Annotated in this window: 16 protein-coding genes and 1 pseudogene; 9 read left to right on the top strand and 8 right to left on the bottom strand. The window is 67.0% G+C overall.

What is annotated here, in order from left to right; genetic code table 11:
- The first annotated feature begins 20 nt into the window (after nucleotides 1-20).
- A complete protein-coding gene (locus O1R50_RS06690; RefSeq protein ID WP_270109128.1) occupies nucleotides 21-1,103 on the top strand; it encodes an NAD-dependent epimerase/dehydratase family protein in 1,083 nt (360 codons plus the stop codon).
- 49 nt (nucleotides 1,104-1,152) lie between these two features.
- On the opposite strand, the gene O1R50_RS06685 is transcribed toward O1R50_RS06690, so the two are convergent.
- From O1R50_RS06685 to O1R50_RS06665, 5 genes are all read right to left on the bottom strand, one after another.
- Nucleotides 1,153-1,887, bottom strand: a complete 735-nt coding sequence (locus tag O1R50_RS06685) for a DUF2127 domain-containing protein (RefSeq protein WP_270109126.1) — start codon at nucleotides 1,885-1,887, stop codon at nucleotides 1,153-1,155.
- A gap of 163 nt (nucleotides 1,888-2,050) precedes the next feature.
- A complete protein-coding gene (locus tag O1R50_RS06680) occupies nucleotides 2,051-3,205 on the bottom strand; it encodes a uroporphyrinogen-III synthase (protein WP_270109125.1) in 1,155 nt (384 codons plus the stop codon).
- Nucleotides 3,205-3,546: a nitrite reductase small subunit NirD gene (gene nirD / locus O1R50_RS06675; protein ID WP_270109124.1), complete on the bottom strand. Its 342-nt coding sequence runs from the start codon at nucleotides 3,544-3,546 to the stop codon at nucleotides 3,205-3,207. The genes O1R50_RS06680 and nirD overlap by 1 nt, the downstream gene beginning before the upstream one ends.
- Nucleotides 3,547-3,551: 5 nt before the next feature.
- The gene (gene nirB / locus O1R50_RS06670; protein WP_270109123.1) at nucleotides 3,552-6,044 is read right to left on the bottom strand and encodes a nitrite reductase large subunit NirB; all 2,493 of its coding nucleotides are present in this window, start codon (nucleotides 6,042-6,044) and stop codon (nucleotides 3,552-3,554) included.
- The gene (locus O1R50_RS06665; RefSeq protein WP_270109121.1) at nucleotides 6,041-7,462 is read right to left on the bottom strand and encodes an FAD-dependent oxidoreductase; all 1,422 of its coding nucleotides are present in this window, start codon (nucleotides 7,460-7,462) and stop codon (nucleotides 6,041-6,043) included. The genes nirB and O1R50_RS06665 overlap by 4 nt, the downstream gene beginning before the upstream one ends.
- Before the next feature lie 384 nt (nucleotides 7,463-7,846).
- Here O1R50_RS06665 and O1R50_RS06660 point away from each other — a divergent pair, with 384 nt between their 5' ends.
- The 5 genes from O1R50_RS06660 to O1R50_RS06640 are packed head-to-tail and all read left to right on the top strand — an operon-like array spanning nucleotide 7,847 to nucleotide 10,131.
- Nucleotides 7,847-8,227, top strand: coding sequence for a YbaB/EbfC family nucleoid-associated protein (locus tag O1R50_RS06660; RefSeq protein ID WP_270109120.1), 381 nt, complete (start codon nucleotides 7,847-7,849; stop codon nucleotides 8,225-8,227).
- A complete protein-coding gene (locus tag O1R50_RS06655) occupies nucleotides 8,224-8,538 on the top strand; it encodes a type VII secretion target (RefSeq protein ID WP_270109119.1) in 315 nt (104 codons plus the stop codon). The genes O1R50_RS06660 and O1R50_RS06655 overlap by 4 nt, the downstream gene beginning before the upstream one ends.
- Nucleotides 8,539-9,249 carry a WXG100 family type VII secretion target gene (locus O1R50_RS06650; protein WP_270109118.1) on the top strand — a complete coding sequence of 237 codons (711 nt, stop codon included), beginning with the start codon at nucleotides 8,539-8,541 and terminating at the stop codon, nucleotides 9,247-9,249.
- Nucleotides 9,250-9,255: 6 nt separating this feature from the next.
- Complete coding sequence (locus tag O1R50_RS06645) at nucleotides 9,256-9,852, top strand: EndoU domain-containing protein (protein ID WP_270109117.1); 597 nt, start codon at nucleotides 9,256-9,258, stop codon at nucleotides 9,850-9,852.
- Nucleotides 9,853-9,867: 15 nt separating this feature from the next.
- The gene (locus O1R50_RS06640; RefSeq protein ID WP_270109116.1) at nucleotides 9,868-10,131 is read left to right on the top strand and encodes a hypothetical protein; all 264 of its coding nucleotides are present in this window, start codon (nucleotides 9,868-9,870) and stop codon (nucleotides 10,129-10,131) included.
- Between the two features lie 488 nt (nucleotides 10,132-10,619).
- Here the strand turns inward: O1R50_RS06640 and O1R50_RS06635 are convergent, their stop codons facing one another.
- The 3 genes from O1R50_RS06635 to O1R50_RS06625 all read right to left on the bottom strand — a co-directional run bounded on the left by O1R50_RS06635 (nucleotide 10,620) and on the right by O1R50_RS06625 (nucleotide 21,450).
- On the bottom strand, nucleotides 10,620-11,093 hold the full coding sequence (locus tag O1R50_RS06635; RefSeq protein WP_270109115.1) for a hypothetical protein: 474 nt from the start codon (nucleotides 11,091-11,093) through the stop codon (nucleotides 10,620-10,622).
- Between the two features lie 86 nt (nucleotides 11,094-11,179).
- The gene (locus O1R50_RS06630) at nucleotides 11,180-16,675 is read right to left on the bottom strand and encodes an RHS repeat-associated core domain-containing protein (RefSeq protein WP_270109114.1); all 5,496 of its coding nucleotides are present in this window, start codon (nucleotides 16,673-16,675) and stop codon (nucleotides 11,180-11,182) included.
- A gap of 272 nt (nucleotides 16,676-16,947) precedes the next feature.
- Nucleotides 16,948-21,450, bottom strand: a complete 4,503-nt coding sequence (locus O1R50_RS06625; RefSeq protein WP_270109248.1) for a LamG domain-containing protein — start codon at nucleotides 21,448-21,450, stop codon at nucleotides 16,948-16,950.
- Nucleotides 21,451-21,705: 255 nt separating this feature from the next.
- Between O1R50_RS06625 and O1R50_RS26165 the strand changes: the two are divergent.
- The 3 genes and pseudogenes from O1R50_RS26165 to O1R50_RS06610 all read left to right on the top strand — a co-directional run.
- Nucleotides 21,706-23,652: pseudogene (locus tag O1R50_RS26165) on the top strand (terpene synthase family protein); the annotation flags it as partial.
- A 1,024-nt stretch (nucleotides 23,653-24,676) separates the two neighbouring features.
- Nucleotides 24,677-25,495, top strand: coding sequence for a bestrophin-like domain (locus tag O1R50_RS26605; RefSeq protein WP_270109113.1), 819 nt, complete (start codon nucleotides 24,677-24,679; stop codon nucleotides 25,493-25,495).
- 55 nt (nucleotides 25,496-25,550) lie between these two features.
- A complete protein-coding gene (locus O1R50_RS06610) occupies nucleotides 25,551-26,978 on the top strand; it encodes a family 2B encapsulin nanocompartment shell protein (protein WP_270109112.1) in 1,428 nt (475 codons plus the stop codon).
- The last annotated feature ends 17 nt before the right edge of the window (nucleotides 26,979-26,995 follow it).

Below are 26,995 nucleotides of genomic sequence, written 5' to 3'. Positions count from 1 at the left end.
CAGGGGACCATGCTCGAGTGATGAGCACCGAGAAGCAGATCCTCGTCCTCGGCGGGACCGTGTTCCTGTCCTTGGCCATCGCCCGGCACGCCCTCGAGCGCGGCCACCGCGTCACCGTCGCCTCCCGCGGCACCACCGGCGAACCGCCGGAAGGGGCCGAGTTCGTGAAGCTCGACCGCGCCACCGGCGAAGGCCTCGACGCGCTGCGAGGCAGGGCATTCGACGCCGTGTTCGACGTCGCGCGCATCCCCGCGCACGTCGGCCCGGTCCTCGACGCCCTCGCCGGCAACGCGTCGCACTGGTCGTTCGTCTCCACGATCTCCGTCTACAAGCACTTCGACGCGGTGAGCGACGACCTCCACGAGCCGACCGCCGCCGACTCCACCGACCCGTCCCTCGAGGCTTACGGCGCCAGCAAGGTCGCGTGCGAGCAGCTCGTGCGGGAACGCTTGGGCGACAAGGCGTTCATCACCCGGCCAGGCCTCATCGTCGGTCCCGCCGACCGCAACGACCGCCTCGGCTACTGGCCGCTGCGCTTCGCCGAGGGCGGCGAGGTCCTGGCCCCTGGCCCGCGCGAGCGGCCGGTCCAGTGGATCGACGTCGACGACTACGCCTCATGGCTGCTGGACGCGGCCGACACCGGCGAGCACGGCACGGTCGACGCGATCGACGAGCCCCTCGGATTCGGCGCGTTCCTCGACCAGGTCGGCGACGCCCTGACCGAGCACGGCGTCCTCGCCGAACGCCCGGACTTGACCTGGGTCTCGCAGGAGTTCCTGCTCGAGCAGGGCGTCAACCCGTGGTCCGGGCCCGATTCGCTCGGCATGTGGGTGCCCACCCCCGACTACGACGGCTTCCAGACCCGGCCGACCGGCCCGGCCGTCGCCGCCGGGTTCCGGGCCTCCCGCCTCGGCGACACGGTGCGGCGCTGGTGGGACGCGAACGCGGCGGCGCCGCAGTTGAAAGCGGGCCTCACACGGCAGAAGGAGGGCGAGGTGCTGGCCGCCTGGCACGACGCGCCGGTCGGCGAAGGCCTGGCCGGGCTCGACGCGGAGCGCCGGTTCGCGGTGCCGCGGGCGGAGACCCCGGCGTACGACGGATAGCGAACGGCCCCACCGCGGTTCGAAACCGTGGTGGGGCCGTTCGTTCGCGCTACTGCGGCGGCGGGCCGGGCGGCTGCTGCGGCCCGGGGGGCTGCTGCCCGTACGGGGGCTGGCCGGGGCCGGGCTGCTGCGGTCCGGGCGGCTGCTGGCCGTAGGGCGGCTGGCCCATGTACGGGCCCATCGGCGGCTCTTCCTTGCGGAAGAACTCGTTCGAGGCCGGGACGGCGAGCAGGATGATGATCACCAGCGAGCCGACGATGAGCAGGATCAGCGTGATCCAGTCGATCGCGGTGACCCAGGCGGGCGTGGCGTCCTCGATGGCCTGCGTGGCCTCGTCCTGGTACTCCTGGCCGTTGACGTTCGCGGTCATCGAGCCGAGCTGGCCCACGAGCCCGCCGATGCCGCAGCACAGCAGGCCGATGCCCGAGAGGATCCAGCTGAGGATGCGCGCGGGGCGCTTGCCCTTGTTCACCAGGAGGGCCAGGACCACGTAGAAGACCGCCATGACCACGTAGACGCCCGCGATCAGCGCGAACGTGAAGGTCATGAGCGAGCTGACGTTGTCGGCGGTGAGCCCCGAGTCCGCCAGCTCCGGGTCTTCGAGCAGCTGCTTGGTGACGGTGTCCTCGACGGACGACATCACCGAGAACATGGCGATGCCGCTGGCCACGAGCATCACGGCCGTGAGGATCTGGGTCCACACCACGGCGGTGACCGACCAGGGCCTGGTCTTCGGCCCCGGCGGGGGCGACTGCGGATACTGCGGCGCCGGCGGGTATGCCATGGCGGCCTCCAATGACGGCTCGTTGAGCGGGCGTTAACGGTCTCAGGAACCTCATCGTACGGAGTCGCGCCCGGTCCCGCCACCCATCCTCAATGGCCGGTGAGCGGCGCGAACACGCTGACGCCGCCCTGACCCGGGGGTCAGGGCGGCGCGAGCAGCGATTCTAGACTTCGAGGTTCAAGCGGTAGCCGCGCTTGATGACGGTCTCCACACAGGACCGGAGGTGCACGGCGTCGCGCAGGCGGGTCACCGCCATCTCCACAGCGTGGCCGTCGGCGCCGCGCGGCAGGTGGCCGAGCAGTTCGGCGCGCGAGAGGACCTTGCCGTTCGCGGAGGCCAGCGCCCGTATGACGGCCATCGGGGCGGGCGGGAGCTGGAACGGCTGGTCGTCGAGGAGGACCATGTGGCCGCGCAGTTCGATGCTGTGCCCGGTCGCGAGCTGGAGCTTGCGGGAGCGCTTGGGCAGGGCCGAGGCGACCGTGCGCACGAGCGCGCCGAGCCGGGCGCGCTGCGGCTGCACCGATTCGACGCCGAGGCGCGTGAGCGGCGCGGCGGTGATCGGGCCGACCGAGACGGAGAGGACGCCGTTGTCCTCGGCGGAGGCGCGGAACGCTTCGAGCATGTCGGCGGCCTGGTCTCCGGCGATGCGCAGCAGCGCGTTCGCTGCGGGCGCGGACGTGAAGGTCACGGCGTCGATGCGGCGGGCGCAGATGGCGTCCACGAGGCGCTGCACGGGCGTGATGTCGGTGGGCAGGGTCCAGCGGTAGACCGGGACGGCGACGGCCGCGCCGCCGCCGTCGCGGACGGTCTGGATGAAGTCCTCGGCGGGGTCGCCGTGGAGCTGGATCGCGACCCGCTGGCCGCCCACGCCGCGTTCGCGGAGGTACTCGACGACTTCGTCGCCGGTCTCGCTCGGCGCGGTCCACTCCTCGGTGAGGCCCGCCGCGCGCACCGCGCCGAGGGCCTTGGGGCCGCGGCACAGGATGCGCGCGCGGCCCAGCACGGTGAGCAGGTCGTCGCCCATGCCCCAGCCCTCGGCGGCTTCGAGCCAGCCGCGGAAGCCGATTCCAGTGGTAGCCACCACGAGATCGGGGGCCTCGCGGATGAGCTCCACTGTGGCCGCTCGCAGCGCCTCGTCGTCCGGGAGCGGGACGATGCGCAGCGTCGGGGCGACCACCGTGCGGGCGCCGCGGCGCTCGAGCAGGGTCGCCAGCTCGTCGGCGCGGCGCTGCGCGGTGACGGCCACGGTGTAGCCGGTCAGCGGTGCGAGCGACGCGTCGGCGGCGGCTTCACGGGAAGGGGCTGGGGCTGCGACCATCAGGCGCTCGCTTTCACTTCCGAGTTGACGCCGACGCGGACCTCGCCGTCGTGGACTTCGACGGCGAAGACCTCCAGGGCCACCGTCTCGTCGTCGAGGCAGACGCCGGTCTTGAGCGAGAACGCCTGCTTGAGCAGGGGGCTGGTGACGATCGGCTCGCCGCCGCGGTCGCCGACCAGGCCCCGGCTCATGACGTTCGCGTCCATGAACGGGTCCCGGTTGGACACGGCGTAGAGGCTGTCGTCGGCGAGGCGGAACACCGCGACCTGGGTGCCGTCCTCGAGGAGGGCGGCCACCCCGCGGCCGGGGATGATGCGATCGAACTCGCAGATTGCTTGCATTTCAATCATTTCCCTTGTGAGCGCAGGCTTACGGGTGTGCCGAGGGCGACGGGCGTGCTGTGCGAGCGCTCGGTGGACCCGGCCGGGAACTTCTGACCGCGGACCTCCTCGAACTCGATCGTGGGGTCCGGCGCTTCGGGAGCGTTGACGAAGGACACGAACCGCTGGAGCTTCTCGGGGTCGTCGATGACGCCCTTCCACTCGTCCGCGTAGTTCTCGACGTGCTTCTCCATGAGCGCGTCGAGCTCATCGCAGATGCCGAGCTTGTCGTCGACGATGACCTCGCGGAGGTAGTCGATGCCGCCTTCGAGGGCTTCGACCCACTTCGAGGTGCGCTGGAGGCGGTCGGCGGTCGAGATGTAGAACATCAGGAACCGGTCGATGGTCCGCACCAGCGTCTCGGAGTCCACGTCGGACAGCAGCAGGTCGGCGTGGCGGGGCGTGAAGCCGCCGTTGCCGCCCACGTACAGGTTCCAGCCGTGCTCGGTCGCGATGATCCCGAAGTCCTTGCCGCGGGCCTCGGCGCATTCGCGCGCGCAGCCGGAGACGGCCGACTTGAGCTTGTGCGGGCTCCGCAGGCCGCGGTAGCGCAGCTCCAGGTCGATGGCCATCTTCACCGAGTCCTGGACGCCGTAGCGGCACCAGTCGGTGCCGACGCAGGACTTGACGGTGCGCAGCGCCTTGCCGTAGGCGTGGCCCGATTCGAACCCGGCGTCCACGAGCTTGCGCCAGATCTTCGGCAGGTCCTCGACGCGGGCGCCGAACATGTCGATGCGCTGGCCGCCGGTGATCTTGGTGTAGAGGTCGAACTCCTTGGCGACTTCGCCGATGACGATGAGCTTGTCCGGGGTGATCTCGCCGCCGGGGATGCGCGGGACGACCGAGTAGGTGCCGTTGCGCTGCATGTTCGCCAGGAAGTGGTCGTTGGTGTCCTGGAGGGACGCCTGCTCGCCTTCGAGGATGTGCCCGTTGGAGAGGCTCGCGAGGATGGAGGCCACGGTGGGCTTGCACAGGTCGCAGCCCGCGCCGGAGCCGTAGCGGGCGATGAGCTCCGAGAAGGTGGTGATGCCGGTGACCTTGACGATGTCGAACAGTTCCGCCCGGGACTGGGTGAAGTGCTCGCACACCGCGTTGGAGACCTCGACGCCGCCTTCCTTGAGCAGCTGCTTGAGCATCGGGATGCACGAGCCGCACGACGTGCCGGCCTTCGTGCAGGCCTTGAGCTCGCCGACGTCGGAGCAGCCCTGCTCGTGGATGGCGCCCATGATGTCGCCCTTGGTGACCGCGTTGCAGGAGCAGACCTGCGCGCCGTCGGGGAGCGACCCCTCGATCTCGCCGCCGCCGAGGAGGTCGGCGAGCTTGCCGGGGACCTTGCCGCCCACGGAGGCGCGAAGCAGCGGGTAGGGCTCGGCGTCGCCGACGAGCATGCCGCCCAGGAGCGTCTGCGCGTCGTCGGAGAGGATCAGTTTCGCGTAGGTGCCGTGCGCCGGGTCCAGGTAGGTGGTGGAGAGCGGTCCGTCCATCGCGCCGAACTGGGCGACGTCGACGCCGAGGAGCTTCAGCTTCGTCGACATGTCGGCGCCCGGGAAGGTCGCCTCGCCGCCCGCGAGCCGGTCCGCGACCACTTCGGCCATCGAGTAGCCGGGGGCTACGAGGCCGTAGCACATGCCTTCCATCGCCGCGACCTCGCCGATCGCGTACACGTCCGGGTCGGAAGTGACGCAGGACAGGTCGGTGATGATGCCGCCGCGCTCGCCGACCTCGATGCCGCATTCGCGGGCGAGCTGGTCGCGGGGGCGCACGCCCGCCGCGAAGATGATCAGGTCGGTGTCGTACGCGACGCCTTCGCGGTTGGTCTCCATCCGCAGGCGGCCGTCGACGGCCTCGATCTTCGTGCCGCCGGTCGAGCAGTCGACGCCGATGCCGAGCTTCTCGATGTGCTGCTTGAGGATGCCGCCGCCCGCTTCGTCGAGCTGGCGGGCCATGAGCCAAGGGGCGAACTCGACGATCTGCGTCTCGAGACCGAGGAGCTTCAACGCGTTCGCGGCTTCGAGGCCGAGCAGGCCGCCGCCGATGACCACGCCGTGGCGCCTGCCCTCGGAGTGGGCCTTGATCGCCTCGAGGTCGTCGATCGTGCGGTAGACGAACACGCCTTCGAGGTCGGCGCCCTCCATCGGGGGCACGAACGCGTAGGAGCCGGTGGCGAACACGAGCTTGTCGTACGGGTACTCAGCCGTGTCGGTGTACACGACCTTGCTGGTCCGGGCGATCGAGACGGCCGCCTCACCCAGCTTCACCTCGACGTTCGGCAGGTCCGAGGCGAGCGAGAGCTCCTCGGCGCTGACCCCGTCGAAGAACGCCGAGAGGCGCACCCGGTCGTAGGCCGGGCGGGGCTCCTCGCAGAGGACCGTGACCTCCCAGGACGGGTCGCGCTGGGTGACCGCCTCCAGGAACCGGCGGCCGACCATGCCGTCGCCGATGACTACCAACTTGCTCATGCTGACACCTCATTCAATTGCTCGGCAGCCTGACCGATTCCAGCGACAGTGCTGTTCAGCCACTTGCACAGACCCGCGACGTCCTCGGCACACGTGCCGCAGCCGGTCGAGGCCTGCGTAGCCTCCGACAGGGCCTCGGGTGTGCGCGCCCCGTTGAGGAACGCGGAGCCGAGCTCCCCTTTCGTGACGTTGTTGCAGCGGCAGACCACGACCTCGTCGGACATGGACGCCGGAGTATCGGGGGCCACCGACACGGACTCGCCGGGGCGGCCCATCAGGAGGGTGCGGCGGTCGTGCGGCACCGGGTCACCGGTGTCGAACAACTGGACCACCTGGCCCACCATCGGGTTGTCGCCGAGCATGACCGCGCCCGCGAGGCGGCCTTCGGCGTCGATGACCAAGCGGGCGTAGGTGCCTCGCGTCGGGTCGGCGAACGAGACGACCTCGTCGCCTTCGACCTCGCCCATCGCGGCGAGCTCGATCCCGGAGGCCTTCAGGCGCGTCACCAGGCGCGAGCCCTCGTAGGCCGCGTCCGGGTTCACGCCGGAGAGGAGGTCGACCACGACGTCGGACTGCTCCCACGCCGGGCCCACGAGTCCATAGGGAATGCCGCGGTGCTCGGCGCAGTCGCCGACCGCGAACACGTCCGGGTGGGAGGTGCGGCACTGGTCGTCGATCTTCACGGCGCGACCGCACTCGATGCCGATCGAGCGGGCCAGGTCGGCGTTGGGGCGGATGCCGCACGAGACGACCATGAGCTGGCCGGTGATGGTGCGCCCGTCCGCGAGCACGAGGGTGAGGCCGTCGTCGCCGTGGATGACGCGGGTGGTCTGCGCGTCGACGATCGACTGGACGCCCACCTCGGCGTAGGAGTCGGCGAGGACCTTGGCACCCAGGGGGTCGAGCTGCCGGTCCATCAGGTGCCCGGCCGCGTGGACCACGGTGACGTCCATGCCGCGCTTGGCGAGGCCGCGCGCGGCCTCGAGGCCGAGCAGTCCGCCGCCGAGCACGATGGCGCTGGCGCGGTTGGCGGCCTCGTCGAGGATCGAGCGGGCGTCCTCGATCGTGCGGAGCACGTAGGCGCCGGTGGGGAGCGGCAGCAGCCCGGGGATGGGAGGCACGAAGGCCTCGGCGCCGGTGGCCAGGACCAGTTTGTCGAAGGCGACGCCGTTGACGATCTTCTTCTCAAGATCTACGGACTCGACCGCTTCGCCGAGGCGCACTTCGACATTCTCGGGCGGGACCGGCAGGGCGATCTCGTCCTCGGTCTGCTTGCCCGCGATCATGCTGGAGAGCAGGATGCGGTTGTAAGCGGCCTGGGGTTCGTCACCGAACACGGTGACCTCGACCCCGCGCCGCCCGAGTTCGCGGGCGATGCGGGCCCCGGCCATGCCGTATCCGACGATCGCGACCTTCACGCGCTGGACCTCCCGGTGCTGGACTGACTGCGTAGGCGGCGGTGGGCTCGCTTCTTGCGTTTCCCGCAAGCCCGCCCGCCGCGCGCTGTCTGGGCGACGACGCTGTCAGTCCCCGACTGGGCTCTAGATTCGCCTGGACCTGTTACGCGATCGAGCGGTGAATGTTTCGCGTGTGCTAAGTAGTCCGCACGCCCCCGATTCCAGTGCTCGACAGCTCGCGCGCGGAACAGGACCCCGCATGAACGCCGAAAACGCCGATACAGGGGATGAAGCGGTCGGAAGACAGGCTTCCGCGACGTGTGTGGCCTTGGAACACCTGGGCTATTCTCGCCACCTGATGGACGTCGGCACCCGGACCGCCGACGGCATGAGGAGTGATCGAGCATGGACAGACGGGTACTCAGCGGCGACGACGCCGTCGCCCGCCTTCACGAACGCCAGGCGGCCTTCCAGAAGACCGTGGCGGCGACCCAGGAGATGGCGACGCGGATGCGGACTCTGACGGCGACCGCGAGCGACGCGAACGGGCTCGCCACCGTCACCGTCGACTCCAGCGGCGTCCTGCTCAAGGCCGAGTTCACCGCACGCATCCAGCGCACCGCCCCCGACGCCGTCTCCCGTGCGCTCATGGAGGCCCTCGCCAACGCCAAGCAGCGGGTCGCCGCGCAGACCGAGGAGGTCATTGCCGACACCGTCGGCGCCGACTCCGAGACCGGCCGCGCCGTCGCCCAAGAACTCAACACCCGCCTCGGCGGCCGCCCGTGAGCAGCGGCATTGAGGTCGACCCCGAAGAACTGCGCGCCCACGCCGGGCACATTGACAGCCTCATCCAGCGTTACGAGACCGTGAAAGCGGCCTCCGCGGAGATCACGGCCGCGCCCGACGCGTTCGGGCCGCTGTGCGAGTGGATGGCCGGGATCCTCGAGGAAAAGCACCAGATGGTCGAGCCCCTGTTCGGCAAAGGCATCAGCAACCTCGGCACCCACGTCCAAGCCCTCCGGACCTGCGCCGACCTCTACGAGGAGTCCGACGCCAGCACCGGGAGCGACTTCGACCAGATTTCCGGAGGCCTTTAAATGAGCGACAACCCCCTGGTCGCCGATGTCAAGGACTCGCACCATTTCTGGAAGGGCGCGGGTATCGGCGAGGACATCGCCGACATCGTCGACGCGATCAAATCCGAATCGTGGGTGGACGCCTCGCTCGCGGGCGTCGGCGCCGGGCTCAGCGCCGTCGGCTTCCTCGACCCGCTCGGCGCGATCGTCTCCACGGGCGTCTCGTGGCTCATCGAGCTCATCGAGCCGCTGCGCGATCTCCTCGACGACCTGACCGGCGACGCCGACATCCTCACCGCCCACGCCCAGACGTGGACCAACATGGCCGAAGAGCTCATGGCCATCAAGGATGAGCTCACCGGGTTCATCGACGCCGACATCGCCGGCTGGCAGGACGACGCCGCCAACGCCTACAAGGGCAACATGGGCCACAACGTCGAAGGCACCAGCGGACTGGCGCAGCTGTGCGCGGCCATGAGCGCCGCGACCACCGGCGCCGGGACGCTCGTGACCATCACCAGGGAGCTCGTGCGCGACCTCATCGCGCAGCTCGTCGCCACGCTGCTCATCCGCCTCCCGGTGTGGCTGGGGCTCTGCGCGACCGGCGTCGGCATCCCCGCGGTAGCGGTGCAGGCGGCGGGCATGATCGCGCAGGTCCTCGCGACGGTGATCGGGATCGTCATCGCGCTCGTCCAGAGCCTCCAGGCCCTCCAGCAGCTCCTCGACAGTTAGGCCAAGATGCGCGCCCTCGCCAAGCTCCTTCTCGTCGCCGCAATCGCCCTGGCGCTCGCGACCCCGAAACCGGGCCCGAAACCGGGCCCCCGACCGGGCCCGCCCCGGGTCAAGCCCCCGGTCAGCGGCGTCTCTTCGGCCGCGAAAGCGGCGTGGGACGAATTCGACCAGGGCCAGGCTGGCGGGAGCACGCCGACCACCCCGAACCAGCCCGGCACCAGCGGCTGGACCCCCGAGCAGCTGAAGGACATGCCGAACCTCGGCGACACCTCCAAGCGCCGGACCCACATCCTCTACGGTGAGTACGGCACCGGCGGCGACCTGATCAGCGGCGGCCACGCCCCCGGATCGGGCGGCGGCACCGAGTTCCCGGACAAGTGGTCGGAGAACCAGATGATCGAGGGCATCGAGAACGTGGCCCGCAACCCCACCTCGATGACGCCGCGCAAGAATGGCGGTTACGAGGCCGTGGGCGTCCACAACGGTGTCGAGATCAAGGTGATCCTCAATGCGGACGGCACCGTGTGGACCGGCTATCCGACCCCGACCCCCGGCAACATCAGCCAGGGCGTCGTGGTCAACGACAAGACCCTCTTGTTCTAGGAATCGAGGAGCACAGTGCAGAACGACTACAGGACCACGCTCGTGGAGCAGGTCCGCAAGTACGCGCCGTCGCTCGCCGCACGGGTGGTGGACTCGTTGCGCGAGAAGGTGATCGTAGGGGAGCTGTCCCTCGCCTCCGTCGATTTCGTCAGCGCGCTGGTCGATGCCCGCGTCCCCGTCGACCCGCAGGACGTCCCGACCCTCCGATGGCTCCTCGAAAGCGTGAACCTCCCTCCGGACACCCCGACCGATCTGGCGGACCGCCTCACCGTCGCCTGACCGAGCCCATCTCGCAAACGCAAAGGCGCGCTTCCGGTGAGAAGCCCGCCAAGGTCAGCGGAGCTCACGCGGAGGTGGGCATAGGTGTCGGCGACCGGAGTCTTGGTATCCCCGACCGCAACCTCATCGCCCAGACCTGCAACCGCAACATACCGTCCATTGAGCCCTTCTCGACCTGGGTGAGTTCGGCTGCGGAGCATAAGGGAGGTAGAACAACAGCTGTCTACTCCCGCTTCCCTCCAGGAGCTCCGATTGCTGTTGCACCGGGTAGTCGACCGCCACCGCCGCCCGCCGCCGATCTGCTCAGCGCTCAGGAACCGCGGCTGCGAGCGGGGCTGCTGTCCGTGTACGAGCTCTTCGCGTTGCCCGTTAAGGGCTATCAGGGCCTCGACCACGACCTGGTCGTCACGCCGTACAGGGGAAGGGCAAGCCGGAGTAGTAGAAGCTAACGCAAGCGGTATCGCAATGTTTGAGAACCCAGCCACGCTTCACATCCAACGGCGTCGTTCATCACTCTCGCATGGCGCGCTCTCGAATCGATAGAATGTAACAATCTGATACAGACAGAGAATCGCGAAAAGCAAGATCCTCAGCCAAAGAGGCGCAAAAGACAAGCTGACAATGAATATCCCTCCAAGAATTGCCACGAATGAAGTTCTGGTCCGAAGCTTCATGAAACGCGCAGGTAGACGAACATCCAAGAAGGCCCCAGTCCGATCCTGAGCCTGACTGGCTTCATCGGAGATAATCGACTCAACCTCGTAGGTCTTTTTCTTCTTTGCTCGATTGAATTTGATATTGATCGCCACCATAAACACAGATGCGAATGGAACGAAAATCGCCGCTCCTATCAAATCAGAGACAGGCTTATCAATAGATGAAAGTTCGGAAAAACACACGATAGCTGCAATCGCAGAGCAAATTACCACCGTATGTGCGATAAGAATTACCTTATACTTCATTACTTCAGCCTTCTTCTAAAATATCGAAAAATCGGTCATGCATTGGCGTTGAAGCGCCAATGCATGACCGAGTACTTGGATTCTACCTAATTGTCGAAGGCACCTCCGCATGCACTGCCCGCCGCACCGACACCTCCCACGACTCCTCCGCCGACGGCCCCCGCGAGCCAGCCAGGAATCGATCCCAAAGGCCCCGCTACTGATCCGGTAAAGGCCCCCCAGATTCCACCAGCTGTACCACCTGCGATCGTTCCGCCAATGATGGCGCCCTTATTGTCTGCGACATTCTGGAGGCAGTCCTCGACATAGGGCTCGGCGCGGTCCCAGAGGTCGACAAGATCTCCGCCGAGGAGGTCGTCGAGCCAGTCGTCTTCATCGCAGTTGCAGTCGTTGAAGGGCGGGATCGGCGTCCCGTCGACCTGAGCCCAGCCTCTCGGGTCCCTCGGCAAGGGCTTGGGCTTCGGCCTCGGAAGCGGCTTCGGCTTGCCGAGCTTCTTATCGTTCTTGGACTTGGGTTTGCCCTTGCCCTTCGGCTTGCCCTTGCCTTTGGGTTTACCCTTGGCTTTGCCGTTCTTCTTGCTGCTCTTGGATTTTCCGTTCTTCTTACTCTTGCCCGAGTTCTTCGTGGACTTCGAGTTGCTCTTGCTCTTCTTGTTAGAAGACTTCGAAGAAGACTTCTTCTTGTTGTTCAGCTTCTTCTTGGAACCCGAAGCCTTCGCCTTCGACTTCTTTCCGAGGAGACCGTCGGAGTCGGTCATGTTCGTCGGGTCGTTATTTGCGTAGGCGTAGCCGTTGATCTGCTGGCTGTCTTCGAAATCCGTGATCGGGTCGTCTGAGATGAACCTACCCGTGTCCGAGTCGTAGAAGCGCGCCCCCATCGACACCAGCCCGGTCGGGTCCGCGACGCCCGTGTGGAAGCCCTCCTGAGTCGCCGTCCAGTTGGTCGCCTGGCCGCGCTGGTTCCCGAACGGGTCCATGCGCCGGAAGGTCACGGCCATCGTGGCGGCACTGATGGCCCAAGCGGCGGTCCCCTGATAGGTGTTGCCGATCCAGGTCAGCCCGGTGTCCGTCGATCGAGTCGCGACCATTTCGCCGTTGTGGCTGTAGGTGCGAGTCGCGTGAACCACGCCTTGCGGGTCGACCACGATCTCCTGGCCGCCGACGAACAGGTTCTGCGTGCCGTCAGCGTCGAGGCGGGCGATGCGGTTGTTCTCCCCGTCATAGAGCATCTTGGTGGTGCCCTTGTCAGAGGTGATCGACGCGAGTTTGCCCTTGGCGTCCCAAGTCAGTGTCTCGGTCTTGCCGCCGATGGTCCGCTCGGTGAGGTTGCCGGCGGCGTCCCATGCGTAGTCGTTGACTGTCGTCCCGGTGGTGACCGCGTCGATCAGGTGGCCGTCTCCGCCGGTATAGGTGTAGTTGGAAGTCGAGCTGCCGCCGATCGCCGTGTGCTCGGTGACGCTGGTGCGGTTGCCGGTCTTGTCGTATCGGTAGCTGGTCCAGTAGGCACCGGGCCCGCCCATGTCGCCTGCGTCGAGATCGACCTCAGCGGCACAGGCTGCGGTGCCGGCCTGGGCCCAGGCTTCGGTGAGCCGCTGCAGGTAGTCGTAGACGAAGCACTGCGTCTCCGACTCCCCCGCCGAGCCCGACCCGGCGTCAGTGATTGAGAGAACGTTTCCGGCGTCGTCATAGGCGTAGGTCAAGTCCGCGACGATCGGGCTGTCGACCGCGTCGCGGGAGAGCCGGTGGCGCTCCACGAACCGCGTACCGTCCTGGTAGCTCCACGTCTGGTAGGCCTTCTGCCCCGCCGTGCTGCCCAGGACCCGCTGGGCGAGCTCGCCGAACGCCGTGTAGGTGGCTTCGGAGACGTAGTCGAAACTCGAGGTCGAACCGTTCATGGTGCCGTAGACACGGGTCACCATGCCGAGGTCGTTGTAGCTGTAGTCGACCGACTCGGCAGCGAGACCGGAGACCTGCGGCAGCTTGTTGTTCGCTACCGAGCCGTCCGCCAGGTAGAACTGCTGGAAGTTGTACGTGCCCTGCAGCGAGCCGAAGCCCGCGATGTCGGGGATCACCTGGCTCATCGAGGTCGGCCGCCCGGCCGAGTCGTACTTGTCGACCCGGTTCACGATGGACTTCCCGTCGACGATCGAGATCGACTGGGCGGGAAGGCCGAGGCCTCCTGTGACCAGGTCGTAGCGCCACGAGTTGAGCTTCGTCCCAGTGGTCGCGTCTCCTGAGAACAGGTCGTACTTGCGTCCCAACTTGTCATAGGTGGTGGTGAGCTTCTGACCGCGTGCGTCAACGGTCTGGGTCAGCTGTCCGGCGTCGTCGTAGGCGGCCGTGGTCGTGCCGGTGTCCGGATCGGTCGCCGAGATCTGGCGGCCGAGCAGGTCGTGCTCGTAGAGCCACTGGTTCCCGGCGGCGTCGGTGATGTTGGCGAGGTTGCCGCGCCGGTCGTACGAGTACGTGGTGGTGTCGAACGTCCCGGTGGCGCTGTCGCCGTGGAAGTCACGCTGTTCGATGACCTCACCGCGCGCGTTGGTGATCGTCGCGGACGGCGTCTCACCGTCCGGCGGGTTCACCGCGACCATCCAGCCCGCAGTCGAACCGCCGTAGATGGTCTCCGTAGCCCGCAAGACCTCTTGGTGCGACATGAACTCCTCGCGCACGACGCGTCCGGCGCCGTCGTACGTGTAGAACGTCCGCGCCTGGTCCTCGCCTTGAGTGACGTAGACGAGGTCACCGCCCGGCTCGTTCGCCGAGTCCCAGTTCGGGCCCGATTCCCAGCGGGGCAGGCCGCGGGTGTCGTACTCGATCGCCGAGAGCAGGCGCCCGCCTTGAGGTGTCGGCGACTGAGACTGGATCTCCCTCAACAGCGAGTCGTAGAGCATGACCGAGTCGAGTCGCTGCGAGCCCGAGGGTGTAACCGCGTAGGTGGTCACCGAGGAGGGCGCCGAGTTCGAGATGTTGTAGTCGTACGCGACGGTCGGGACGTTCGGGTGACCGGACTTGGACCAGCCTTCGCGCCAGCCCGCGGTGGTCCGGCCGAGCGGGTCGTAGGTCGTCTCCGTGATCCGGTTGTTCGCGTCAACGGTCTTGACCGTCGATCCGCGGGTGCCGTCCAGGTACTCCGTGTATTTGTGCCCCAAAGCGTTCGTGGTCAGCACCGACTTGAGCACACCGCCGGTCGACGGGGTGTACGCGGTCGTCGTGGTCTGGCCGAGCGCATCGGACGACGTCAGGACCCGCCCGAGCGTGTCGAACGTGGTGCTCTCCACCGGGATGTACGAAGCGCTGGTCCCGTTGTGGGACTTCGCTTCGAGGGTGGAAGTCGGCAGAGCCTTAGTCGGGGCGGCTGTGCCGGTCGTGTCGCCGTCGTAGTAATAGACCGTGTCGCTGACCAGGTCATCGGGATACGAGACGGCTTGGTCGCAGTCGACTGATACCAGTTCCTCGCGGCGCACCACCTCGTACAGGTTCAAACTCGGGTTGTCGGCGTAAGTGGTCCGCCAGCATTCCTGATCGTCAGCGACGCTGATATCGCCGAGGTCCGAGACTTCCGTCTCCCGGCCCCGGTCGTCGTGTTCAATCAGTGTCCGGGTCCGTTCCCAAGTCCCGGTGGCACTGTCGAGCAGGTCGCGGTTGTCGATGCGGTTCGCGCCAACGTACCAGGCTTTGAGGCTGCCGCCGTCGTACGCGCGCTCGGCCGCGAGCTTCGTCCAGTATCGGTAGACGGTGGTGCCGATGATGGTCGAACCGTCGTACGTTGCGGTCTCGAACTCGGCTCCCGCCAAGGCCTCCGAGTCGGTGACCGTGTTGCCTACGGCGTCGGTCATGGTCGCGGAGCGCGATCCCGTCCCAGTCGCCGTGTCGGGCTGACCGTCCATGCCGCGGTAGTAGCGCGACCGCGAGACCAGCTGCTGGTCCTCGGCCGAGTCACCGCTCCGGGTCACCACCTCGGCGTAGCCGCGCCACTGGTTGTATGTGCGCAGCTCATCGTCGGTGTGCTCGGAGTCGTCCCAGGCCCAAAGACGGCTCGTGGTGGTGCCGCCGTTCGAGTACTCGAAATAGGTGCGCTCCGGCAGTTGACCGCCGGTGGTGTCGAACTCGGTCACCTGGGTGACTACGTACTTGTGGAACCACTCCTCTTCGCCGTCTTCGGAGAGCACCGGGTAGCAGCGCTTGGCGTTGTTCGCCTTGTCCGGCAGGTTGCCCCAAGTGCAGTCGGGCGCCGAATACCAGACACCGGTCACACCGCCGGTCTCGGAGACGATCGTGGTCAAGCGGGTCCGCCACATCGATGGCGTGCCTTCGGAGTGCTCGACCCGGTTCGGGAAGGCGATTCCGGAGAACGTCACCGGCGGCGTCGACTCGGTGCCTCCGACATGCCCGGTGTGCTGAATCGACTTGAGCCAGAGGACCGTGTCCTCGCCGTCGCCGTAGTCGAGGAACTCCTGCACGAGCGCCCAGGAGTCGACCTTCGTGTAGCCGCCGCCGTCGGGAACGTAGGTAGCGATCTCGGAGAGGCGCTTGGAGTTGAAGAATGCAGGGGCGTAGAGGTCGGCGCAGGTCGTTGCCGCGCATTCCTTGTCCCACGGCGTCTCGGGCCAGGAGACGACCTTCGGGGTGCCGTCGGTGTTGTAGCAGTCCGAGGTGCATCGATCCGCGTAGTTGAAAACCACCCGCCCAGACTGAACCGTGGTGTCGTCCTTGCGCAGCCCGAGGTCGATCCGCGTCAGTCGCGAGGAGCGGATGAACGGCATCCGCTTGTCCTTGTCCGCCGCGACACCGTAGTGCCCAGTCTCGGTCGTCCATTCGAATCGGACCCGGTTGCCGAGCACGTCCGTGATTTCGTCGAGCATCCACCGGTAGGCCTGCGTACAACCTGAACCTTTGAAGTCGTCGGTCTTGTAGCAGGGCTCCCCAGAATGGTTGCCGAACACCGGCATCGTCAACCGTGACCCTGTATTCGCGGCGCGCGCGCCGAACGTGTACACCGTTCCGTCAGCAGTAGTCACCTGCCAGCGCTCGCTTGTCCCCGAGGTCGATGTGGCCGCTGAGCCGAGGAGTTCGACCTTCCAGTTCGGATCGGCTGCGGCAACCCACTTATCGGTTGCATCGTCGAAGACCAGGGCCGAGTTGGCGCCCTCGAGTGCCAGCGTCACCGTGGGGGAAGTCCCGTCCCAGCACTGGTCCGCGGTCGCGACTGGAGTGTTGCCGCCTGCGTCGCTCGCACAGGAGGCGTAGGTGCGTTCGACGAACCCAGGTGTGTAGGACCATCCGTCACCGATGAGGCCGGACTGTGTGTTCGACGACGACGTGTGTCCATCGACCGCTTGCGAGGAGTACGAGAGGCCGACATCCGGTACCGGTCCCTCGGCTGGGGGAAGTTCGAGCCCGTAGTAGTAGGAGAATCCACCGCTCGAGTCGCCTTGCGACCAGGAACCGGCGTTCGACAGGTCCGTTGCGGACCAGTCGCCGGTCGCACCGCTGCCGCCAGAGCTTCCTGAAGCGGGCACGCTGATCTGCCCGGAGTCGGTTGCCAACCCTTCGGACTTCAGATCCACGGTGGTAGTGGTCACTGGTGAGGTTGAGACAGGAGTGCCGACATCCGCGTTGGTCGCGCCTGACTGCGCTTCGGCAGGAGTCTGGTACGCGAACAGCGCTGAGGCGGCCGCCAAGACCAAGGCAGTGGCGTTCCGGACGGCCGTCTTGCCGGTCCGGTACCACGATTCCCGGGCTCCGAGTCTCATCGTTGGGCCTTTCTCAAGGGGGCGAGGGGCATTGGAGGATCGCGGTCGGTGGGGCGGCCTGTACGAGGCCACCCCGCCGATATGATTTCCGGTCCGTAGGGTCAGGACGGCGGGCAGTAGACGTCGTTCGGGTTCAGCGGGGAGTCGGGCCGGTCGCGCGAGAGCCGCGCGATCGAATCCTCATCAAGGACGCCCGACCAGGTCTGCACGTTGTCGATGGCACCGACCATGTGCTGGACGACTCCGTCGCGTTGGGCCGAAGAGCCGACTGTCAGCGAGCCCGTCGCACGCCAGGGCGAATCGACGATCGGGACCTCCCCTTGCATCTGACCGTCGACGAAGAGTCGGATCACGCCAGCGCCGAGGTCGACCTGGCCGACCAGGTGGTACCACTTGCCGAGTCCAGTGTCGGGGTCCATCTCAGGTGCCTCGAGTGCCAACACCCGTGCCCATGTCGTATCCGTCGAGTCGCGTTGTGCCATGGACATCTGGAAGGCCCCGAACTCGGGGTTGTAACCGATTTCGAACGCGGCTTGCGCGGTTCCGCTCTGCATGGCGACGGTGCGATAGCCGTCCAGGTCGTCCACTCGCGCCCAGGAGGCGATTGTGAAGGACTCGTCGGTGGTGAGCACCGGCCCGGTCGTCTGGGCCCAGCCTTCGCCTGCCAGTTGCAGCGTTGATTCGCAGGAGTTCCGCCTGTCGACTCCGAACTCGTATGTTCCGTTGAAAGCGAGAGTGTTCGCACCCCATTCGTCAGTCGTGCCCGCGGAAGTACCGAGTTCATCCAGGGCCCAGGCTGAGACTTTGCTGGTGTGGGCCGATGCGATCTCCTCGGCGCTCAGCACGCCGCGCCAGACTCGGACGTCCGAGATCGCGCCCTGCCACTGTCCCGATTGCGATCCGTTGGTCGGTTCACCGCATCCGACCGTGAACTGACCTGCTCGCCAAGGACTCCACGTGGTGGATATCTTCCCGTCATCGGAGAACTCGCCGTTGACGAACAGCTGCACCTGGTTGCTGGCGGGATCGACCGTTACGGTGATCTGGTTCCAGAGTTCCTCCGCAGCGATCGCGCTACTGGTGGCTCCTTCACCCCACGCACTTCCGACCGCGTCCGCGGCAGTGACAGAAAGACTCCACTTGTCGGAGGTCGCGTTGTACTTGGCCATGACCGCGAAGGCGTTGGCCCCGTCGAAGCTGAAGACGCGAGGATGACTGTTGAGGTGGTCCGAGTCGAGCTTCACCCAGGCTGAGGCGCTGAAAGCGGCATCGGTCCGGACAGGTACTTCGCCGGCAGTCGGGCAGGTCGCGCCGTCGAGCTGCAGTGCACTTGCCGAGCGTCCGTGCTGGTCCGCCACCCAGGTCGGGGACGCGGGTAGTCCAGTCAGGTCAGCGCCTCGTCCGGAGCGGTCGAGACCGTCGCCGCGCAATGGATACCAGGCCTGGAGCGCCGCAGGCAGGCCTCTGCCGGTCATCAGCCCCGCGACTTGGTCCCCGGTCAGCGGTTGCTGGAACAGGACCGCTTCATCCACCGATCCGGTGAAGGGGCTGAAGGGGCCGTTCTGGGCGCTGACACCGCAACCGACCGAGAAGACACCAGTGGCTTTCCAAGCAGTGAACGGGAGCGGCTTGGAGCTTGCGAGGACTCCATTCACGTAGAGCCGGAGTCGTCCCGCCGCGGCGTCGTAGACGCCGGCAAGGTGGGTCCATTGACCGAATTGGGTCAAGGCCGGGTCGGCCTGCACGGAGGTGGAGGTCGCCGCGTCGCCGTCCTCGGAGATCATGGCGATGCCCCACCGACCCGCCGAAGTCATGAGGAACTTCATGTTGCTCCTCGTAACGCCGGCGACATCCATGAATGCGACTTCAGTGGCGGGGGCGGCATCAGTCTTGACCCACCCGGCAATGGTGAAAGAGCTGGTGGTGTCGACGACCGGTCCGGTGGTTGCCAGACATGAATCGCTGTTGCCGTCGAAAACCGCGGCCGCATCCGGGCGCCCCTGCGCGTCAGGGCCGGTGATCGCAGTCCCAAGCGGGGTCAGCGTCTGCTCACCTGCGTCGTCGAGCGAGTCGCCGTCGAAACGCCACACACCAATCGCCTCAGCTGGTTGCGGGGCAGTCACTGTCAGGACGTAGACGGTCTTGCTGGAGGTGTTGCCCTGCACGCCGACGGCCGCGTCGCTCGCCCAGACTTCGAGGGTGAAGTTGATCGAGCTGCCGGTCGGGGTCACCGAGATCGTGGCGGTGCCTCCGGTGGCGGCGATGCTCTGCACCGCGCCGCTGTTGAAGCTGTATTTGAAGCTCTTGACTTCAGCGTCGCCGACCAGGTCGAACACGACCGGGTTGTCGATCGAGGGGGTTTCGGTCACCTGCACCACGTCCGGCGGCGCGGGCGCGGTGGTGTCAACTCGGACCCAGCAGTATCCCGACCAGGCGCTCGTGGCGAAGAGGTCGCTAGTTGCAGCGCGCCACTTGTATAGGCCATCTGCGGCCGAGGTCGTAGCGCTAGCGGTGACACCGCTCTTCCCGGCAGGCTTGTACTCCTTGAGAAGTGTGCCCGATTCGTTGTAGGCCTGGATCCACGTCGTCACGTTCCCCCCGTCAGGGTCGCTCGGCGTCGCGTAGAGGAGTGGCGCGGACGTGGTCACTAGCGTCGGGGAGGTTTGGGTGCCGCAGCCCAAATTCGCAGTTGTCAGGTTCGTGGGAGTGGTCGGCAACTGGTTCACCGTGAAATAGCAGTACGACGTGAAATCGCTGTACCGAGACGATGCGCTGTCCGAATCCCAAGCCCGAGCCTGCCATCGGTATGTCTTGCCGCGGGTGAGCTCCCCTACTGCGACCGTGGCGGATACAACCTGCTTTTCAATGACGTTGCCTACGTCGATCTGTTGGATCGCGTTGGGGTGGACGCCGTCGCGCTCGTACACGTAGAAGCTGATCTTGTTCGAGGTCTCGAGTGCGGGCGGCGCGGTGAGGTACAACGTCGGGGTGAGCGTGTTGATGACGGGACCGGGAGCGGAGGTCGAGCAGTTGTCGGTGCCGGTCTTGAGGTTGGTGGGTTTCAGGGGTCCGTGCCAGACTTTCAGGCGTCCGGTGCTCGGGTTGAGCTTGCGCCAGTAGTTCCGGTTGGCTTCCTGGTCGCCGTTGGCGCCGGATATGACCGCGAACACCGCGGTGGTGCTGCCGCCGTCTACGAGTGTCTGGATGCGGTTCGCGGTACGGGTGTCCGCCCACTGGATCTGCCGGTCGGGTTCTCCGGACGGCCCGTTCGATGTTGCGACCGAGGCTGAAGCGACTTGGCCGACGAGCTTGCCGTTGAAGGTGTTCCAACTCGTATTCGCGGCGAAGTCGAACCAGTCCATCGAGTACAGGCGCACGGTGTGGGTCGCGCCCGCGGCGCCGGTGTGGGTCTGCGTGACCCATACGGTCGCCTGCTGAATGTCGCGGTTGGCGAGGACGCCGAGCCCGTTGAACTTCATGGCCGAGCGCCAGTACCCGTAGGTGGGGTCGTTCGACCAGGTCTGGGTGCCGGTACACATTTCTGAACCGGTCCCGCAGGTGATGCCTGTCCCTTCGGAGAATGCGTTCTCGAAGTTCGGACCCTCGTACGTGAACTCGGGGTCGATGTAGATCGGGTAGACGGCCTCGGGGTCGGTGAGCAGATTCTGGTCCGGCACCACTGCAAGGGAATCCGCCTCGATTTCAAGATCCATCTCAGCGGCCAGATCAGGTGCCTCTTCAGCGATCCCGGACGAGTCCCACATCCAGGGGTTCGCGACGCTGAAGGCCGGTTCGCCTTCGGCGTCGGTGAGGACTGCGGTATTGGCCTCTGCGTCAGCGTCCACGGTGAGCCCCTCGGTTTCGAGGCCGAGCTCGATGCGGTCCAGAGCTTCGCTCTCTGCTGCTTCGGGGGTCTTCACCACAAGGGCGTAGGAGAAGTCGGAGACGTCGGAGTACACCTCCAAGTCGACTCCCGGCAGGACCTCGGGGTAAACCACGGTCGCACCGTTGAGTTCGGGCTCGGGAAGCGGCTCAGGCCAGTTCAGTGAAACCTTCTCACCGTCCACGCCCGTGGCCGACACGAACGCGAATTCACCCGCAGTACCGAACTCCAGGTCGGCGACGGTCGCCGTGGAGCGAAGCGAACCATCATCCGCCACCGCCACTGTCGGGTCGACGTCTGTCCACTCGCCGTTTCCGTCCGGCACCCACTGCGGCTCGGCATAGAACTCCGTGGCGATCGTACCGTCGGGCTGCGCGAGCGAACGTGCGTCGTAAACCCACGAGTCCCCGATCAGGACCTCGGCGTCGCACGCCACCGCAAGGTCGAGCGCCGCGGACTCGTCCGATTCCTGCAGCAGGCCTTCAGAGTCCGCGCAGGCAGCGTCGTCGGCCTCCTGTCCGAGTGCAGGGAGTGTTCGGACTGTTCCAAAGATCGTCACAGAGGCTAGACCGACAATCAAGGCCTGCCTGAGGCGGCGGCGAGGACGGGGGCTCGTCACAGGGGTTCGATCTCCAGTTAGGGGGTGGGAATGAGAGGGGAAATGGGCAACGGTCTCGACACCGATCGTGACCGGTGATGAGGCACACGTTATCAAGCTCACCGCCTCCAATGGAGACACGATCCTGATGGATTAGTCCGAATTGAACAGTATTGGGTAACCACGCATACGCATCCAGCAGGCAATGTAACGATTCGGCCTCGTGTTCGTGAACACTTTGGGGCGCAGCGTTTCGAGGAGTCTCCACTGCAGACCGACAGCTCGTGCGCGTCACCCGACTGGGTGTAGCGGGTTGACGCGGTCATGCCCTACCGTGGAACGCGCTGCAATCCACCGGTTTCGCCGCTAGGGAGCGCTATGACAGAAAATCACCCGTTCGAGCTTCCCGTGTTCTATCTTCCCTATCCGGCGCGCCTGAACCCGAACGTCGAGGGTGCCCGCACCCACGCGCGGGTGTGGGCCAAGGAGATGGGGATGCTCGACGCCCCGGCCGAGGGCGGCGGCGTCATCTGGGACGAGGCCGAGCTCGACCGGCACGATTACGGGCTGCTGTGCGCGTACACGCACCCCGACTGCGACGCGCCCGCCCTCGACCTCGTCACCGACTGGTACGTGTGGGTGTTCTTCTTCGACGACCACTTCCTCGACGCGTTCAAGCGCACCCGGGACATGAAGGGCGCCAAGGCGTACCTCGACCGCATCCCGCTGTTCATGCCGGTGGACCTCGGCGAGACGCCGGAGCCGGAGAACCCGGTCGAGCTCGGGCTCGTCGACCTGTGGCGGCGGACCGCGCCGTCCATGTCGATGGGCTGGCGGCAGCGGTTCCTCAAGAGCACGATCAACCTCCTGTTCGAGTCTCTGTGGGAGCTCACGAACATCACCACTGACCGGGTCGCAAACCCGATCGAGTACATCGAGATGCGGCGCAAAGTGGGCGGCGCGCCCTGGTCGGCGGGCATCGTCGAGTACGCCGTCGGCGCCGAAGTGCCCGACGCGGTCGCGCGCGAGCGGCCGCTGGAGGTCCTGCGCGACACCTTCAGCGACGCGGTGCATCTGCGCAACGACCTGTTCTCGTATGAACGGGAGGTCACCGACGAAGGCGAGAACGCCAACGCCGTCCTCGTCTTCGAACGGTTCCTCGGCATGGAGACCCAGCAGGCCGCGAACCTGGTGAACGACATCCTGACTTCGAGGCTCCACCAGTTCGAGAACACGGCCCTCACTGAACTGCCGGTCCTCGCCGCCGACCGGCGGCTCACCCCCGCCGAGCAGGCCGCGATCGGCCTGTACGCCAAGGGGCTCCAGGACTGGCAGGCCGGCGGCCACGAATGGCACATGCGGTCGAGCCGCTATATGAACGACGCCGCGCAGCGGGTGCTGGGCGGGCCCAACGGCATCGGGACGGGAGCGGCCCGGATCTCCATGTCAGGGCTGAAGCAGCACACGCGCGAGCCGTTCCGGAAGGTCGGCCCCGTCGACCTGCCCGCGTTCCACCAGCCCTTCACACTGCGGCTCAACCCGAACCTCGACGAGGCCCGCCGCCACGCGGTCGACTGGGCCGACGCGATGGGATTCCTCGCCCCCGACCCGGCCGTGCCCGGCTCGGGCCTGTGGAACCGCCGCCAGTTCCTCGGTTTCGACTTCGCGCTGTGCTCGGCCGGGATCGACCCCGAAGCGACGCAGGACGAGCTCAACGCCTCCGCGGACTGGCTCGCGTGGGGCACCTACGGCGACGACTACTACCCCGCGGTGTTCAGCCGCGGCCGGAACCTCGGCGCGGCCATCGCCCAGCACCGCAGGCTGCTCGAATTCATGCCGCTGGACCTGGGCCGCACGCCCGTCCCGGCGAACTCGCTCGAACTCGGGCTCGCGGACCTGTGGCGGCGCACGGCCGCCGGTTTCGAGGAGCGCGCCCGCGGCGAGTTCAAGCGCGCGGTCGAGCTGATGCTCGAGGGCTGGCTGTGGGAGGTGCACACCGAGTCGCAGAACCGCGTGCCCGATCCGGTCGACTACGTGGAGATGCGACGCGATTCGTTCGGCTCCGACCTCACGATGTCCCTGGCGCGCTTGAAGCGCGGCCGCACGATCCCGGACGCGGTGTGGAAGTCGCGCCCCCTCCAGTGGATGGAGGTGAGCGCGATGGACGCGGTGTGCCTGCTCAACGACGTGTGCTCGTACCAGAAGGAGGTCGAGTACGAGGGGCAGCTCCTCAACGGCGTCGTCGTCGTCGAGGAGTACCTCGGCGTCGGCAAGGACGAGGCGGTGCGGATCACCGCGGCCCTCGCGGACGCCCGGATCGAGCAGTTCCAGCTGGTCGAGACGAACGACCTGCCCGCTGTAATCGACGAGTACGGACTCGACGACGAGGCGCGCACCGCGCTCGCGGCCTACGTGAACGACCTGAAGAACTGGGTCGCGGCCATCCACAAATGGCACTTGGACGGCACCGACCGGTACCGGCCCTCGACGTTGGAGCGGCAGTTCGGCTTCGGTTCGGAGTCGACGGCGGCCCACGGTGTGGCGAGATTCCTCCACCGCGAACCGGAAACCGAGCCCCCTGCCGAGTGCAGACTGCCTGCGACGGCGACCGCTGGACTGCGACCGCCGTCTTGGCGGGATTACCTCGACGCGCGGCCCGAGGCCGCGGCTCCTGCACCGATCGCCAGCGCGAACGCGAACATGGTGACCAGCATGCGCTTCTTAAACGTCGAGGAGTCCTCGTCCTCGGTGGCGGCGGCGGCCGCCGCCTCGTCGACCTCGAAGGCCTCGGGCAGTGGCCCGGGGTCGGGCGGTGCGGCGATGTCGCTCGACTGTCCGGGTTCGAACGACGGCGCCGGTTCGAACGACGGCGCCGGTTCGGACGACGGCGCAGGCGACGAGGGCTCCGCCTCGGCGGCGGGCGCGGTCGCGGAGGGCTCGACGGGTGTCGGCGGTTCGGGTTCGGCGGGCGCGGGCGGCGTCGGCTCGGCGGGTGCGGTCGGTGTCGGCTCGGCGGGCGCGGGCGGGGACGGCGGCGGGCTCGACGGCGGCGGCACGGGCGGCTCCGTCGTCTCGGTCGGGGACGTGGGGCATTCCAGGAGGGGCGGCAGGTCGGGCAGATCGACGACCGGCAGCTCGATGCAGATCTGGACCGCCTGGATCGCGGAGTGCTCGGGCTCGGGTCCGTCGGAGGAGGGCCCGGAGGCGAAGGCCAAGCCGGACAGCAGCGTCAGAGTCGCCGCCGCGATGACCAAGGCCACTAGGCGCCGCACGTATCCCTCCGGGACCTTCTGCGTTGTTCATCACGATTCATACCTCATATTCTGCTTTACGGAGTCTGGTGAGTTCAATGCCCATATGGCTGCAGGGACTGTTGTTCACTCTTTCGGTGGTCGCCGTCGCGTGCGTGATCGTCGCGCTGCTGCAGCGGTTCGCGCCGCCCACGGACCGCGCCCACAACAACGAGCTGGGCACGACGATCTTCGAGCTGCTGACGGTCCTTTACGCCATCGTGCTGGCGTTCGTGCTGATCACCGCTTGGGAGAACAAGAACGAGGCCGGGCAGGTGACCTACCGGGAGGCGAACGAGCTGGTCGACGTGTACTGGTCGGCGGCCGCGCTCGATCCCGAGCAGCGCGACGAGGTGCGCGCGGCGGTGCGGGCTTACACGAACGAGGTCATCGGCGAGGAATGGTCCGCGATGCGCGACCAGGAGCCGGTCTCGTCGGAGGGCCTGATGCTGCTCGACGAGATGCGGGCGCCCGTGGCCGGGTCGCTGAGCGATGAAGAGGTCGTGCGGGCGCGGCTCGACGCCACGCAGAGCGGCATCCTGGCGATCTCCGAGTATCGGACCGAGCGGCTGTTCGCGGCGCAGAGCGGCCTGAGCGCGGCGATGTGGACGGTGCTGGTGCCGGGCGCGGTGCTGGTGTTCGCGGTGATGCTGACGCTCGGGACGCCGACCAGGAAGTACCAGTTCGTGCTGGTGGGGCTCATTTCCGGGATGGTCGCGCTCATGCTGTTCGCGACCTACCAGCTCGAGTACCCGTTCAGCCGGAGCGGGGCGACCGATCCGGTCGCGTACGAGATCGCGGTCGAGCGCTTCGACAGTATAGATGCGAATTATGCAGAAAGCACTCTTTTGAGTGAATTATGGGCATTAACGCCATAATGCGAAATATGATGTTAGGAGACCCTTAACCACCTCAACGTGAGGAAGTGCGAGCATGACCGACTCCGTCGTCGACAACACCTCGGCCGCCCCCCATCAGACCTCGAACGGACAGCAGCCCCAGACCAGCCTCAGCACCGCCGCCGCCCGAAATCTCGCCAGCACCACCAAGTCGGCACCGCAGATGCAGGAGATCACCTCCCGGTGGCTCCTGAAGATCCTCCCGTGGGTGCAGACCCAGGGCGGCGCGTTCCGCGTCAACCGGCGGCTGACCCACACCGTCGGGGACGGGCGCGTCGAGTTCACCAGCGAGGGCGACGCCGTCCGCGTCATCCCCACCGAGCTCGGCGAGATCGCGCACCTGCGCGGCATCGACGACGAGGAAGTCCTGACCGCGCTGGCCGACCGCTTCGAGCAGCGCGAGATCCAGGCCGGCGAGCACCTGGCGCAGCAGGGCCGGCCCGTCGACGGGCTGCACCTCATCGCGCACGGCCGCGTCGAGCAGTTCGGCTCCGGGCCCTTCGGGGACCAGGCCTCGCTCGGGCTCATGGTCGACGGCGACCACTTCGGCGACGAGGTCCTCACCGAAGACGATCCAGTGTGGGACCACGACGTCATCGCGGCGACCCCGGTCACCGTGCTCACCCTCCCTGCCGCCGCAGTCGCCGAGCTCGTGGAGCGCATCCCGGCGCTCGCGTCGCATCTGGAGCAGTTCCGGGAGGCCGTCCGCTCGGCGAACACGAACAAGCACGGCGAGTCGGCGATCGCCATCGCGGCCGGCCACACCGGCGAACCGGACCTGCCGCGCACGTTCGTCGACTACGAGCTCACGCCCCGCGAGTACGAGCTGTCGGTGGCACAGACGGTGCTGCGCGTCCACACCCGCGTCGCGGACCTCTACAACAAGCCGATGAACCAGATGGAGCAGCAGCTGCGGCTCACCGTGGAAGCCCTGCGCGAGCAGCAGGAGGACCAGATGGTGAACAACAAGGAGTTCGGACTCCTGCACAACGCGGCGCTGAGCCAGCGCATCCCCACCCGCTCCGGGCCGCCCACCCCGGACGACATGGACGAGCTCATCAGCCGCCGCCGCAAGCCCGAGTTCCTCCTCGCCCACCCGAAGGCGATCGCCGCGTTCGGCCGCGAATGCACCAAGCGCGGCATCTACCCGAACACGGTGGACTTCCACGGGCACCACATCCCGGCATGGCGGGGCATCCCGATCCTGCCGTGCAACAAGATCCCGATCACCTCGGCGCGCACCACCTCGATCCTCTGCATGCGCACCGGCGAAGCCGACCAGGGCGTCGTCGGCCTGCACCAGACCGGCCTGCCCGACGAGTACGAGCCCGGGCTCTCCGTGCGGTTCATGGGCATCGACGAGAAGGCCGTCATGTCCTACCTCGTGAGCGCCTACTACTCCGTCGCGGTCCTGGTCCCGGACGCGCTCGGCATCCTCGAGCACGTCGAGATCGGACGCTGAGAATCCCGGGCGGCCGC

It is taken from the genome of Glycomyces luteolus (assembly GCF_027622875.1).
In the GTDB taxonomy this organism is placed as follows: Bacteria; Actinomycetota; Actinomycetes; order Mycobacteriales; family Micromonosporaceae; genus Glycomyces; species Glycomyces luteolus.
This window is presented reverse-complemented; position numbering and strand designations above follow the sequence as displayed.

Coding starts and splice junctions, on each gene's coding strand:
- O1R50_RS06650 (WP_270109118.1), top strand. CDS start 8,539: ATGAGCGACAACCCCCTGGTCGCCGATGTCAAGGACTCGCACCATTTC.
- O1R50_RS06635 (WP_270109115.1), bottom strand. CDS start 11,093: ATGAAGTATAAGGTAATTCTTATCGCACATACGGTGGTAATTTGCTCT.
- O1R50_RS26605 (WP_270109113.1), top strand. CDS start 24,677: ATGCCCATATGGCTGCAGGGACTGTTGTTCACTCTTTCGGTGGTCGCC.
- O1R50_RS06645 (WP_270109117.1), top strand. CDS start 9,256: ATGCGCGCCCTCGCCAAGCTCCTTCTCGTCGCCGCAATCGCCCTGGCG.
- O1R50_RS06690 (WP_270109128.1), top strand. CDS start 21: ATGAGCACCGAGAAGCAGATCCTCGTCCTCGGCGGGACCGTGTTCCTG.
- O1R50_RS06610 (WP_270109112.1), top strand. CDS start 25,551: ATGACCGACTCCGTCGTCGACAACACCTCGGCCGCCCCCCATCAGACC.
- O1R50_RS06660 (WP_270109120.1), top strand. CDS start 7,847: ATGGACAGACGGGTACTCAGCGGCGACGACGCCGTCGCCCGCCTTCAC.
- O1R50_RS06680 (WP_270109125.1), bottom strand. CDS start 3,205: ATGGTCGCAGCCCCAGCCCCTTCCCGTGAAGCCGCCGCCGACGCGTCG.
- nirB (WP_270109123.1), bottom strand. CDS start 6,044: ATGAGCAAGTTGGTAGTCATCGGCGACGGCATGGTCGGCCGCCGGTTC.
- nirD (WP_270109124.1), bottom strand. CDS start 3,546: ATGCAAGCAATCTGCGAGTTCGATCGCATCATCCCCGGCCGCGGGGTG.
- O1R50_RS06685 (WP_270109126.1), bottom strand. CDS start 1,887: ATGGCATACCCGCCGGCGCCGCAGTATCCGCAGTCGCCCCCGCCGGGG.